The sequence below is a fragment of the Pseudomonas sp. FG13 genome, from assembly GCF_057809755.1.
The window spans coordinates 1-13,409 of record NZ_JBMDKO010000023.1; the positions used below are offsets into that span (position 1 = coordinate 1).

The 13,409-nt window shown below is 62.2% G+C and carries 8 protein-coding genes; all 8 read right to left on the bottom strand.

Translation table 11 applies throughout. The features are described from left to right. Positions 1–274: 274 nt before the first annotated feature. Complete coding sequence (locus ACODTO_RS18340; RefSeq protein ID WP_489106843.1) at positions 275–2,125, bottom strand: polyurethane esterase; 1,851 nt, start codon at positions 2,123–2,125, stop codon at positions 275–277. Between the two features lie 72 nt (positions 2,126–2,197). Next, positions 2,198–5,218, bottom strand: a complete 3,021-nt coding sequence (locus ACODTO_RS18345; RefSeq protein ID WP_489106873.1) for an autotransporter domain-containing protein — start codon at positions 5,216–5,218, stop codon at positions 2,198–2,200. Positions 5,219–5,509: 291 nt separating this feature from the next. Then, positions 5,510–6,847, bottom strand: coding sequence for a TolC family outer membrane protein (locus ACODTO_RS18350; RefSeq protein ID WP_139645636.1), 1,338 nt, complete (start codon positions 6,845–6,847; stop codon positions 5,510–5,512). A 13-nt stretch (positions 6,848–6,860) separates the two neighbouring features. After that, on the bottom strand, positions 6,861–8,195 hold the full coding sequence (locus tag ACODTO_RS18355) for an HlyD family type I secretion periplasmic adaptor subunit (RefSeq protein ID WP_489106844.1): 1,335 nt from the start codon (positions 8,193–8,195) through the stop codon (positions 6,861–6,863). Then, a complete protein-coding gene (locus ACODTO_RS18360) occupies positions 8,192–9,967 on the bottom strand; it encodes a type I secretion system permease/ATPase (protein ID WP_175384793.1) in 1,776 nt (591 codons plus the stop codon). The genes ACODTO_RS18355 and ACODTO_RS18360 overlap by 4 nt, the downstream gene beginning before the upstream one ends. A 150-nt stretch (positions 9,968–10,117) precedes the next feature. Continuing rightward, on the bottom strand, positions 10,118–10,555 hold the full coding sequence (locus tag ACODTO_RS18365; protein ID WP_139645718.1) for an AprI/Inh family metalloprotease inhibitor: 438 nt from the start codon (positions 10,553–10,555) through the stop codon (positions 10,118–10,120). A 109-nt stretch (positions 10,556–10,664) separates the two neighbouring features. Then, the gene (locus ACODTO_RS18370; RefSeq protein WP_489106845.1) at positions 10,665–12,122 is read right to left on the bottom strand and encodes a serralysin family metalloprotease; all 1,458 of its coding nucleotides are present in this window, start codon (positions 12,120–12,122) and stop codon (positions 10,665–10,667) included. A gap of 322 nt (positions 12,123–12,444) precedes the next feature. Continuing rightward, positions 12,445–13,359 carry a LysR family transcriptional regulator gene (locus ACODTO_RS18375; protein WP_024778500.1) on the bottom strand — a complete coding sequence of 305 codons (915 nt, stop codon included), beginning with the start codon at positions 13,357–13,359 and terminating at the stop codon, positions 12,445–12,447. Between the last annotated feature and the right edge of the window lie 50 nt (positions 13,360–13,409).

The window sequence follows — 13,409 nt, forward strand, 5'->3', positions numbered from 1 at the left end:
CCTCTCACCCCAGAGTTTATTCCCTTACTCAGACACAAGCGGGCTTGCTCGCGAAAGCGGTGAACCAGTCGCTTAAAGATGACTGTACTGCCGCCATCGCGAGCAAGCTGTGCTCCCACAGGGGATCTGCGGTGGTCATGGAATCAAAGTCAGCCCCGGTCCATGTGGGAGCGAGCCTGCTCGCGATGGTGGCACATTCGATATCAATGCAGGCAAATCCACCGCTATCGTGAGCAAGCTCAGTTCCCACAGAGGTCAGGGTTCGATACGGGAATCAGGCAAACACGATGTTGTCTCCAACCTGCCCCACCCCTACCCCCACCAAGGTCACGGTACTGTCGCCCACCGTGAGCAACGTGTCGGCACCCACCTGCGACAGGTGCTGGCTGTACTCATAACCCGCCCCGGCCCCCTGTACGCCAATGAACACCAACTTGTCTCCCCCGTCGTAGCCGCTGATCCGGTCCTGGCCGAACACGCCGCTGAAGATGAAGGTGTCGTTGCCGCCACCCGATTGCATCACATCATTGCCTGAACCGCCGACGAAGGTGTCGTTCCCCGCACCTCCCACCAGTCTGTCGTTACCGCCCAGGCCGAACAGCCAGTCACCGGTCGCCCGTGCCACCAGGGTGTCGTCAGCCGCGCTGCCGTTGACCGATGAGGCATACGCCGTCAGGTTGCCCCCGGCCACCAGGCCGTTGGCGGTCACGCTGTGGCTGACCTCATCCTTGAGCATTCCCCAGAGCGATCCGGGCTCCTGGCTGACCAGCGTACCGATGTCACGGGTGATGCTGATCCCGCCATGAGCATCACGCACGTACAACGTACCGGCCCCATCATGGGCAAAACTGAAAGCCTTCACCGATTGCTGCAGGTGCAAACTGTTGTTGCCCTGCCCGCCCAGGATCACGTTATAGCCGCCGCCATCGCGGAACGTATCGTTGCCGGCGCGGCCTTCCAGGTAATCGTTGCCCTGGCCGCCCTGGATCAGATCGGCCTGGTCGCTGCCAATGATGAAGGTGCTGCCGGTGTGGGCTTCGGCATTGCGATTGAGGTCCTGCACCCAGGTATTGCCCCGTGCCGGGTCCGACAGGTTGGCGACGATGACAGTGGAGTCCTTTTCGGTCAGGTCGTAGAACGCCGAGCCCATGATCCGGCCCATGCCATCGCCGTAACCAGTAGGCAGGTGGGAAATCCAGGTGGGGATGTTGAGGATGGAAAATGGCAACACGTTCCAGGCCGTCGAAGCGTAGTGATCATTGAAGCTGACAATGTTGTCAGTGGTCGATTCCCGCTGCGCATCGTGCACACCCACCGACGACAGATTGAACGCCGAGCCGTCCAGCGCCCGGAAGACCGGGTCGTTTTCATAGCCGATGTTCAGCACTTTGTCGGTGCCACTCTGGGTCGGTGAGGCATAGGCGACGTAGTTGGCGCTGTTGTAGAACCCCGACCACTTGCCCGCGCTCAAGTCCGCCATGCTGTTGACCGCCAAGCCGCCCAGGCTGTGACCGCTGACCAGTACGTCCTTGCCCGTCAAACCGTGGGCCTGGGCAAACTTGGCGACATCCCCGAGCAGGTTGCCGAAGGCTTCACCGGCGTAGTTTTTCGCATAGTCCTTGGGACCCAGGGCGGCCATCAGGTCGTTGATCACATCACCTATGGAGTCGGTGATCAGGTTTTCCCGGGGGCCGCTGGTGCCACGAAACGACACGCCGATTTCCTGCAGGTGTCCATCAGCGTCGTACTTGCCAAGGATCTCCACCTGCGCGGTGGTGTAACCGGTTTTCTCGCCAAAAAACGTTCCGCGACCATCCACCTTGCCGGTATAACCCAGTTGCGAGGCGCTGATGGGGGTCCATCCGGCCTTTTGCACCGCTTCGAGGGCAAGCTTTTCCGAGTCGGGGTTCCACGGCACGCCGGGAATCACTCCCTGGGAGTCGGTGCCGCCCAGCAGTGCCGTGACCAGGGTTGCCGGCAAACCGGCACCGAAGCCATTGTGCTGGTACCCGGAGGCAAAGCCGTTGTCGAGGTTATGGTAGGAATACAGCATGATCGCCATTGCATCGCTGACCAATGCCTTGGACTCGGTGGTGCCGAGGTTCTTGTAATCGTAGATACCCATGTGTTGCTGCCTCTCTTTTTGTTGTTGGAATAGGTGCAAAGTAAAGCGGTCTTCCGGTCATTTCTCCCGGGCTCAAAACTGCCAATCCAACGTCAGGCCCACGCCATGGCTTTTGTCCCGGGCACCGAGCAGGCCGTTGTAGTCCAGGTTGACGCGCACATCCTTGGCCACCGCGAGCCCGGCCCGAGCGCCGATCACCGCCGCGTTGCGGTCCATGGACACGCTCTGCACCGCGAAAGTGTCCGCGCTACCGGCAAACGCCAGGTCCTGTTCGGAACGGGTGTTGCTCAAGTTGTGCTGCCAACCAAGGGACCCGGAGAGTTGCAATTGCTGCGTCTGCGACAGCGCCAGGGTATGGCTGGCCCGCATGCCCAGCGTCGACAGCAGTGCATCGCGACGGTCGTCGCCACCGTGCAGGGCTGCGCTGTCGCCTTTCTCATGGAAACTGTCGCTGTCCAGGTGCACGTAGGCCAGGTTGGCGAACGGCTCCAGGGCCACGGGTTGCAGATCGAGGCGATACGCCGCTTCGGTGAAGAGCTGGCCGGTGCGGGCATCGCGCTTGGTTTTCTCCCGGCCACTGACCTCGGCCCACTGCAACTCACGTTTGACGTCGATGCGATGCCAGCTGTAGGCGCCACCGACGGTCAGGCGCAGCGCGTCGACCTCATGCCCCAGGTAAGCCCCCAGGTGATAGCTGTCGGCATCGGCCGACGAATGGGTGCCATCCCCCATGCTCAATGAACTGTCGCTGTATCCGGTGACGAAGCCCAGGCGTGTCCGTTCGCCGATCAAGCCGTCGCCACCGATCAGCAGCCCGCCGATGGAGCTGTTGGAGCTGGCGTTGTCATGCCCCCCATCGCTTTTGCCCCAGGCGCCGAGTGCCTTGACCCAGAGGTTGCTGTCCACATCGGTTGGCGTACTGGCGTCGTACAGTGCGTCCTGGCGCAGGCGATCACCCACGGCGTCTCGCAGGTAACGGCTGTGGTTGATCAACAGTGTGCCGATGGCCGGATGGATCTCGCCGGACAATTGCTGGAACGCCTGCTGGGCCACGGCGGTGCTGGGGGACAGCAACAAGGTTTCGTAGAGGGCGTTGCCGGCGCCCAACTGCTCCGCCGCAGACGCTACGGAACGCTGGTTGGGGGTCAGGCCAAGGCTGCTGAAGGACGTCGCGTTGCGCGCCACCGTCAGTTGAACACCGCTGGCGGAGTACGCCAGGTTTCCTCCCAGGAACGCATAGTTGGGCAGTACCTGGCCAAAACGCCCTTCGATACCGTCGGCCGCCTGCAGGATGTCGAGCTGGCGCCCCAACAAACTGGTCACTCCGCTGGCGGCCAGCAGCGTCGGGCTGTTTTCCAGGGACAGCGACACTGTCGCGCCGTCGACCGTGGCCTTGCCGCCGGAAATGATCAGGTCGCTGGAGGTCGGCGATACCTCCACCGCGTAGGTCGAGCCTGGTTGGAAGGTCACATCCCCGGCCACCTGCAACGTGCCAATGGAATTGCCCGGCGCCACGCTGCCGCCCTGGTTGGCCGTCAGGCTGGCGATGCGTCCGTTCCCGCCCAGCACACCGCCGTCATTGACGGTAACGGCCGACGCCAATGAACCGTTGATTGCCAGGCGTCCCTCGTTGACCAGGGTCGGCCCGCTGTAGGTGTTGTCACCGGTGAGTACCAAGGTGCCGATGCCTTCCTTGGTCAGGCCACCGTGACCGGTTATGTCGTTGCGCCATACATCCAGCCCGCACTGGATTCCGCTGCACACCCGTTCCGTGGGTTTGCCGGCATCGACGATCGCACCGACGCCCGGCAGGTCCGCCACGAATTGCCCGCTGCCGTAGGCGCCGTCCACGCGGAACTCCACCGGAATGTCCCGCTCGGTCACCAGCATCGATGGACCGTCGATGGCCTTGCCCAGGTTGATCATGCCCCAGCCGTACAGCGAATCGACGCCAGGGGCGCCCATGTCGGTGGCCGTGGTACGCAGCACGCTGGCGACCTGGGCGCCGGTCATGTAGGGGAAGCGCTCCATCAACACCGCTACACTGCCGGCGACATGGGGCGCCGCCATGGAGGTGCCGCTCTTGTTGCCGTAGCCAACCGTCAGGTCATCGGCGTTGGTGCCGCCGATCACGGCGCTATAGACCCGGGTGCCTGGCGCCGATACGCAGAAACTGGCGGTATAGCCACAGCGCGACGAGAAGGTGCTGATGGTGTATGGATCAGGGCTGCTGGTATCGGGGTTGATCTGAAGGGCAGCGACCGTGAGCCAGTTCGGCGCGATGTCCGGCACGAAGTACGCCAGGCCCGCGATGGCGTCGGGGTTGTTGAGGTTGTAGTCGTTGCCGGCGGCGAAAATGGTCACGATTCCACTGCGGGCGGCGGCGATGGCGCCTTCGTAGGCGCCGCCCGGCCGGGTGCCCAGCAGCGGCTGGATCTGGTCGAACTGCAGTTGCGCGTCCTGCACGGTGAAGTGCGGGAAGGCTGGGTCCCGGCCGCCCTGGTCGAAGCGGTCGGTGATGCCGATGCCCCAACTGTTGTTGATGATCCGCGCGCCGCTGGCGATCAGCGCATCCCAACCGGCCTTGTACACAGCACCGTCGTTGCCCAGGATGATGCCGTCCTCGGGGCCGGGGTCACCGTTGTCGGCGCTGATGATCTGCGCATCGAACGCCACGCCGTGCATCGGGCTGCCGTCACGGCTGCCGGCGGCGATCCCGCCGACATGGGTGCCATGGGAGCCCAGCTTGCCATCGGAGCCCACCGTGGGAGAGCCGTCGTAGCGGAATGGGTCACCGGCCTTCACCGGAATGTATGGGTCGGTGTATTCGCGGATGCCGCTGGTGACCAGGGTCACGACTTTGTCGGTGCCGGAAAATTCCGGATGTGCGGCATAGACCGGCTGGTCGAAGATCCCCAGCTTGACGCCCTTGCCGGTGTAGCCAGCGGCATAGGCCTGCTGCGCATTGATCGCACCCAGCCCCCACTCGGCGTTGAATTCGGCGCTGCGCCAACTGTCCGGGTCCCCGGACCTGCCACCCTCGACATAAGGCGCCGCCTGGGCCGTGCCCAGGGTCGCCACCGCGCAGAGCATGGCCTGATTCAAGGTTTTGAGCAGGAACAGGCTACGTGTTTTTCCGGGGTACTTTTTGTTATCGATTTTCATGAACCATCCTTAGTTGTTGCAAAGTCCTGTGGTTTTTGCCGCTCTTTGTCGCTTAGGCCCCTGTGGCTCAGCTGGCTGGCACTGGCTCCTGTGGCGAGGGGATTTATCCCCGTTCGACTGCAAAGCAGTCGCCAGCCTTGGTGTCGCTGCGCGACCCAGCGGGGCGGCGCGACGTTTCGCTAAATCCCCTCGCCACAGGAGGCCCGTCCGGTCAATGGATCAGCGGGTGACAAATGCCTCATCCACCTTCGCCAGGTCCTGCTCCCCCAACGTGCCGGCGTAGTAATGCAATTTGACCCAGGCCATGAGGTAGTCATAACGGGCCTGGGCGAGGTCGCGGCGGGTGGTGTAGAGCTGTTGCTCGGCGTTGAGCGCGTCAAGGTTGACCCGCTCGCCGCCAAGAATGCTTTGCCGAGTCGACACCACCAGCGCTTCGGCGGAGACCAGGGCTTTCTGGTAGGCCCGCAGTTTGTTCACCCCCGACACGCAGGCGCTGAACTGCCGGCGCAGTTCGATCAGGGTTTCCCGGGTCTTGGCGTCCAGCTCGTATTCGGCCTGTTCCATGGTGCGGCTGGCCTGGCGAGTCGAAGCCGACACCCCGCCACCGGCATACAAGGGCACGCTGACTTCCAGGCCAATGGTGTTGGTGTCGTAGCGCTGGTTGTAGGTGTTGCCGCTTTCCGACTCGTTCTGGCGCATCGTCGCGTAGGCGCTGACCTTGGGCAGATGCCCGGCGCGGTTGCGCTCTACCTCGTAGCGCGCCACGTCCACGGCCTGGCGCTGGGAGGCCAGGTTGGGGTTGTTGCTCACAGCCAGTTCGTGCCAGGTATCGAAACCGGCGGGCTGCAAGGCGAAGGTCTGGAAGCTTTCGTTCAACGGCGCCAGGTCGCCGATGGCCAGGGTGGGCACGCCGATCAGCGAACCCAGCTCACGCAGGGAGGCATCCTGTTCGTTGTGCGCTTCGATTTCTTCGGCGGTGGCCAGCTCGTAGCGTGACTCGGCCTCGAGGATATCGGTACGGGTGCCTTCGCCCTGGCGGAACAGATGCTCATTCTGGCGGAACTGCTGTTCGAAAGCCTTCTTCTTGGCCTGGGCAATGTCGATCTGGTCCTGGGCGAACAGTGCCTGGGTGTAATGGCTCAGCACCCGCACCAACAACTCCTGGCTCTTGCCGCGGAAATTCTCATCGGCGAACAGCGCCTGCGCCACGCCCTTGCGATAGGCCGCGTAAGCCTCGTAGTCCAGCAGCGGCTGTTGCAGGGTCAGGCTGGAGCCGTAACTGCTGTAGTTGCGATCGTCATGCTGGCTGGCACCGCGGTCATTGAGGTAGGTGACCTTGGACTGGTTGCGGCCCTTGTTGTAGCTGTAGCCCAGGTGCGGCAACAGCCCGGCGCGGCCAATGGCACGATTCTCCAGGCCCGCGTCGCGCTCCTTGATCGCCCCGAGGTAGACCGGGTCGTTGCGCAGGGCCTGTTCGTAGAATTCGAACGGCCCCATGGCCCAGGCAGGGTTGCAGGTAGAAACGGCCAGCAGTGCCAACCCGTAGAAACACTTCATACAGCGGACATCCTTATTCCTCGGTCAACGCAGAGCCGGCCCGGTCGAGCAGCGGTTTGAACAGGTAGTTGAGCAGCGAGCGCTCGCCGGTGCGCACGAACATTTCCGCCGGCATCCCGGGCTTGATCACCAGGCCATTGAGTTTTTCCAGCGCCGCATCGCCAACGCTGCTGCGCAGCACGTAGTACGGCGTACCGGTTTTTTCATCGATCATCTGGTCGGCGGACACCAGGCTGACCTCCCCCGACACCCTTGGTGTGCGACTCTGGTTGAAGGCGGTAAACAGAATGTCCACTGGCAGATGGATACCGACCTTGTCGATCAGGTTCACCGGCAGGTGCCCTTCCACCTCCAGCCGGGTGCCCTGGGGCACGATCTCCAGCAAGGTGTCGCCCTGGCGCACCACGGCGCCTTCGGTGTGCACCCCCAGGTTGACGGCGATGCCATCGGCGGTGGCGAGGATCTCGCTGTGTTGCAGCTCGAACCCGGCCGACGCGAGCTGCTGTTGCAGGGTTTCGCTCTTGAGCTGGGCCTCGGCCAATTGGCTGCGGACCTCCTTCTGGTACTCCTCGCTGTGTTGCTGCAGCTTCAGCCGAGACTCGATGATCCCCTGCTCCACCCGACCGCTTTCGCCGCTGTTCTGCGCCAGTTCCTGCTGCACCTGGGACAATTGCCGTTGATAGTCCAGCAGACGGTTGCGCGGGATATAGCCGTTATCCGCCAGGGGTTGCAGGTTGCCCAGTTGCTGGCGCAGGGACTCGGCCTGGGCCGTCAGGTCGCCACGGGCCCGGCGCATCCCCGCTAACTGCGCGGTGGCACCTTCGATGCTGGCGCGCAACGCGGCCTGCTCCCGAGCGAAGGCTTCGCGACGACTGCTGAACAGTTGTCGCTGGCCTTCGAGCACCAATGCCAGGCGTGGGTCCGGGTCCTGGCTCAACGCGTTCGGAAAACTCACTTGTGCCAGGTTGTCCCGCTCGCTTTGCCAGCGCGCCAGGCTGGCCCAGGCCATCCGGTACTGGGCTTGCAGCGATTGCACATCCGCCGAGGCCTGGGTCTGGTCGAGGCGAAACAGCGGTTGCCCTTGCTTGACCGCTTCGCCTTCACGCACCAGGATCCGGCTGACCATGCCGCTGCTCATCGATTGCACGGCCTTGCGCTTGCCGGAAACCACCACCGTGCCCTGCACGGGAATGCCCTGATCCAACGGGGCCAGGCTCGCCCAGGTAAAGAAGCTGCCCGCGCCAAGGATCGCCAGGGCCCAGCCCATGCGCATGAAGAAGCGGGCGTCACGTTCGGGGTGCTCGTGGAGTCGACTGTGTTCGAGGTTCATGTCGCGATCCTTGCTCATGCGTTGCCGGGTTTGCTGGCGGCCTGGTATTGACGACTCATGCTCAATCCGTTGGGCGTCGCCTGGGGTTTGTCTCGCGGAGTGTCCGATTGGCCGGACAGCGCCCGCAGCACTTCCTGGCTCGGTCCGAAGGCTTGCAACCGACCTTCGTTGAGCACCAGCAACTTGTCGGCCTGAGCCAGTGCCGAAGAGCGATGGGTCACCAGCACGACGCTGCTGCCCTGGGCTTTCAACTGCGCGATGGCGCTGGCCAGCGCCGCCTCACCAACCGTGTCCAGGTTGGAGTTGGGTTCGTCGAGCACCACCAGGCTCGGCCGGTCGTACAGGGCCCGGGCCAGGGCGACCCGTTGTTTCTGTCCGCCGGACAAACCGCAACCGTCCTCCCCCAACACCGTGTCGTAGCCTTGGGGCATGCGCAGGATCAGCTCATGCACACCGGCCTGCTGCGCGGCAGCGACGACTTTCTGTGGGTCGGCCTCGCGAAAGCGGGCGATGTTCTCGGCGATGCTGCCGCTGAACAGCTCGATGTCCTGGGGCAAATAGCCGATGTAGGGGCCGAGTTGGTCACGGTTCCAGCGATGGATATCGGCACCGTCCAGGCGCACCGCGCCACCGAGGATCGGCCACACGCCCACCAGCACACGGGCCAGGGTGGATTTGCCGGAGCCCGACGCGCCCAAGACCCCCAGCACCTCGCCGGCACCGAGACTGAAACTGACTTGATGTAAGGTCGCCTGGCGTTGCCCCGGCGGTCCGGCGCTGACCTGTTCGAAACTCACCTGGCCCTTGGGCGGCGGCAATGGCATCCCATCGTCCTCGGGCGGATAGGCCTGCAACAGTGCGTCGAGACGACGATAGGCCAGCTTCGCGCCGCTCCACTGCTTCCACACGGCAATCAATTGATCGATGGGGCTCAATACCCGCCCCATCAGGATCGAGCCGGCAATCATCATCCCGGCGGTCATGTCGCCCTTGATCACCAGCAGCGCCCCCAGACCCAGCACGAGCGATTGCAGGCACAGGCGCAAGGTCTTGCTGAAGGCGCTGATGACCGCGCCGGTGTCGCTGGCCTGGTTCTGCAAGCCGAGAAAGCGCGAGTGCACGGCAAACCAGCGGTTGCGCAGCGCGTCGAGCATGCCCATGGCCTGGATCGATTCGGCGTTGTGCAAGTGGCTGGTGGCCAGTTGACTGGACTGCTGCGAGTAACCGCTGGCCTGCCCCAACGGCTTGCGGGTCATGACCTCGTTCAGGCATGCCAGCCCGATGAGCAGCAGCGTACCGATGCTGGCGAACACGCCTAGCCAGACGTTGAACAGATAGATCACCAGCAGATAGACCGGGAACCAGGGGGCGTCGAAGAAGGCGAACAGCGCCGGCCCGGTGACGAACTGGCGCAGATGGGTCAAGTCGCCCAGGGATTGCCCGGCGTTGCCTTCGCCCTGCAGCAGGTTGCGCTCGAACGCCGCTTTGTAGACCTGGAGGTTGAAACGCCTTTCCAATTGGCTGCCGATGCGGATGACGATGAAGCTGCGCACCATCTCCAGCAGCCCGATGAAGACAAAGAACCCCACCACCATCAACGACAACATCACCAGAGTGGTTTCGTTTTGCGAGGACAATCCGCGGTCATACACTTGAAGCATGTAAATGGAAGGCGCAAGCATCAGGACGTTAATCAGCGCGGTAAAACAACCGACACTGAGCAGGATGTTTTTATAATCGCCCAGTGCCTTGAACAGCGGCACCGCGGTGGCGGTCTTTGCCCTCTTCATCATTCTTCCCTGCTATTGGCTTCGCCACAGAGTTGGCAAACACTTGAACTTGCCAATCTTTTAATAATTGAACCTGAGCACACCAAAGTGCACGCTTGATGGAACAAGCGCGCGGATTATTGGTAAACAGGCTCAGGCCGTACACATACGTTAGCGAGCGTTCTCTTGGATATTGCGCTCGAGCGTAACGCTCAGTCCTGACTTCAAATTGACTTGATAAGAATGGCCCTGGCGTAGTCCCAGATGAACTCTGGCCTCTTGTTTGCCAAGCAGCGAAAGACCATCGGGTTCCGGAAACCAATGAACCGGCTCATCCCCGAGCCAATGGCCCAGGCAATCGGTTTGCCCACCCACGGTCTGGTCCGCTTTGAGTTCGATGATGCAGATATTCGACGGCTTGTCCTGCAATGCCTGGGTTTGCGCATTGTCCTGGGGGCCTGCCAAAACGGCCCGCCACTGACCGGCCAATTGAGAGGGTTCTGCTAACAACAGGCTGCGCGCCATGGCGACTTCTCCAGAAAACAGCATCAACGTAGCGAGTAACCAGGCGATTGCCGAGAAGCTACAGGGCGTAAAATTTTTTTCCATCTTGTCCATTCCAACGGAGCTCCCGTAGGAGCTGGCGAAGCCTGCGATCTTTTTGCTCATTTGAGCCTCGAATGAAGATCGCAGGCTTCTCCAGCCCCTGCGGGGTGGTTCAGGCCACGATGTCCGAAATCGCTGCCTGGCCGACGGTACTGACCAGGAAATCGGCCACGCCATGCCCGGAGAAGTCCACCGACAGCAGGCTGTTGCCACCCGATGTCGACAGCACCGCATCACCCGCCGCGCCGGTGAACGCGTTCACGAAGTGCAGGCCCGCACCGTTGGTGATACCGGTCAGGTCGATCTTGTCCAGGCCGCTGACGAAATCGAGGATCTGGTCCGTGGCACCCGGCCGAGAGTCGGAGCTCGCGGCGAACACGAACGTGTCGGCACCCGAACCGCCCGACAGCTTGTCCGCACCGCCGCCGCCCCAGAGGATGTCATTGCCGGCTCCCCCCTTGAGCTCGTTGGCCACTTCGTTGCCGATCAGCAGATCGCTGCCCGAGCCGCCGATGGCATTTTCGATGGTGGCGCCCTGGGCGATGGACACGTTGCCCACCATGCCGCCAACGTCGGAGAACGAGGCATCATTGAGGTTTATTTTCTGGTTCTGGGTGAAACCGGAGAAGTCCAGGGTATCGCGACCGCCCGCATCCCATACCGAGAACACCACCTTGTCCGACGAGGAGGACGCACTGAGGAAGTCGCGGCCGGCGTTGGAATTGAAGCCGTAGGTGGTGTCACCGGTACGGGTGCTCATGTTGGCACCGTAGAGCTTCTGGATCGCCGCGATGTCGTCCATCAACGGGCCCGAAGAGTAGGCTTCCACTCCGCCCTTGCTGAAGTTCTGGTCGGTATTGCTTTCGCTCCAGTAGCTCATGACGCTGTAGCCACGGGTGTCCTGGCCGTACGTGGCGTCATCGTAGGTCGGGCTGCCTTCGCCGGCGTTGTAGTCGCCAGGGTGCGCCAGGCCCAGGGTGTGGCCGATTTCGTGGGTCAGCGTCTGCCGGCCATAGTTGTTCAGGTCCGGGTTCTTGTTCTGGGTATAGCTGCTATTGATCAGGTACCAGGATGTCCCGTCATACCCGGCGCCGGTGCCCGGCAGGTAGGCGAACGCCGCTGCGCCGTCCTGGCCGCCGCTGTAGTTGCCGAAGGTCATGTGCCCGTCGCCACCGCTGCTCTTCTCGGTAAAGGTGACATTGGCCACGTCCGCCCAGGATTGCATGGCCAACGCAGCCTGGCCCTTCTGCTGGGCACTGAACTGGCTGAAACCACTGATTCCGTGCTTGTTCATGGTGCTGGAGGACGCGGAGGTGAGAAAGGTATAGGTCAGCTCGATCTTGCCGCTGCCGTCCTTGTCCTGATAGGCCGCGCCGTCGCGCAGCAATTGAGTAGCCGCCTCGTCCACTGAGTACGACGGTTTGCCATTGACGGTGAGATTGCCGCCACGGTCGTATTGATGGCTGAAACTATTGATCTGGTTGAATGCATTACTGGGCGCGGCCAATGATTGCGGTGCCCAGAAGAGTTGTTCGGCAGAATCAATAGTGCTGCTTTTGACTTTCGACATAAACACACTTCCTTGTTTGCAATGGAACAGTTTTTGTCAGACAGACAATCTCTGGCGAGATCGTCCTATCACTCGCCCAATTGAGGACGCAAGAAAACTGACACAATTCGAAATCAAACGTCTAGCAATTTTTTCGACGCATATGAACAACAACTCTGACGACACGCGGGGCACTAGGCGCCCGCCCCGTTAATACAGGCAGCACAGCCTCAGGATCAAGAATTGTCGGACAAAACCCTATTTAAATATTAAATATCGCCCTATGTCGAGCAGCACACTTTCAGCAACTAAGTGCCAGTGAAGTGCTATTAATTAATATGAATTAGTGGCCTATTTGCTCCCCAGTGTTGCGCGCGCAAACCTCACGCAAACAACCTCGCAGCCAGCGGTGTACCGGATCGGCATCCATTCGTGGATGCCAGAGCATGGCAATCGTGAATATCGGCACCGGGAACGGCAGCGCAAAGCTGTGCAGGCCGGCGCGCAGGCGGGTGGTATAGCGTTCGGGCACACTGGCGATCAGGTCACTGGACCGCGCGAGCCCCAACGCCGTGGAAAAACCGGGGACGGTGGTGATGATCTCTCGCGTCAGGTTCAAGGGCTCCAATGCCCGATCGATGGGGCCGTGGTCGAGGTCGCGCAAGGCGACAGCGATATGCCCGCCCTCGGCATAAGCAGCGGCGGTAACCTCGGCCTGGCTCAGCGGATGCCCCAGGCGTACCACGCCGATAAGTCGGTCGACAAACAATGCCTGGGTGCGTAGCTCCGGTCGGGTGTCCTTGTCCACGACGGCGGTTTCCAGGTCCACGGTCCCCTCGCGCAGTGCCGTACTGCTCTTGTCAGCCTTGTCCACGAAGCGCATTCGGACACCGGGGGCCTCCTCGCCGATGCGGGTAATCAGGTCGATCCCGAAGTTTTCCACGAACCCTTCCCGGGTGCGCAGCGTAAAGGTCCGATTCAACCGCCGCAGGTCCGGGGCCTCGACCGGGCGCAGTACTGTCTGGGCATCCTGCACCAGTTGACTGACCTGCTCGCGCAGTTCCAAGGCACGGGGCGTGGCCACCAGCCCTCGCCCGGCCCGCACTAACAGCGGGTCACCGGTGGTATCGCGCAATCGCGCCAACGCCCGGCTCATCGCCGAAGGACTGAGCCGCAGCCGTTGGGCCGCTCGGGCAACGCTGCCTTCCGCCAACAGCACGTCAAGGGTGATCAACAGGTTGAGGTCGGGAATGGACATGGTCAGGCCTCGGGCTCATAGATGGCGTCGTATGCAGCTATAAAGTGCAA

Coding starts and splice junctions, on each gene's coding strand:
- ACODTO_RS18345 (WP_489106873.1), bottom strand. CDS start 5,218: ATGCTCTGCGCGGTGGCGACCCTGGGCACGGCCCAGGCGGCGCCTTAT.
- ACODTO_RS18355 (WP_489106844.1), bottom strand. CDS start 8,195: ATGAGCAAGGATCGCGACATGAACCTCGAACACAGTCGACTCCACGAG.
- ACODTO_RS18350 (WP_139645636.1), bottom strand. CDS start 6,847: ATGAAGTGTTTCTACGGGTTGGCACTGCTGGCCGTTTCTACCTGCAAC.
- ACODTO_RS18370 (WP_489106845.1), bottom strand. CDS start 12,122: ATGTCGAAAGTCAAAAGCAGCACTATTGATTCTGCCGAACAACTCTTC.
- ACODTO_RS18340 (WP_489106843.1), bottom strand. CDS start 2,125: ATGGGTATCTACGATTACAAGAACCTCGGCACCACCGAGTCCAAGGCA.
- ACODTO_RS18360 (WP_175384793.1), bottom strand. CDS start 9,967: ATGAAGAGGGCAAAGACCGCCACCGCGGTGCCGCTGTTCAAGGCACTG.
- ACODTO_RS18375 (WP_024778500.1), bottom strand. CDS start 13,359: ATGTCCATTCCCGACCTCAACCTGTTGATCACCCTTGACGTGCTGTTG.
- ACODTO_RS18365 (WP_139645718.1), bottom strand. CDS start 10,555: ATGGAAAAAAATTTTACGCCCTGTAGCTTCTCGGCAATCGCCTGGTTA.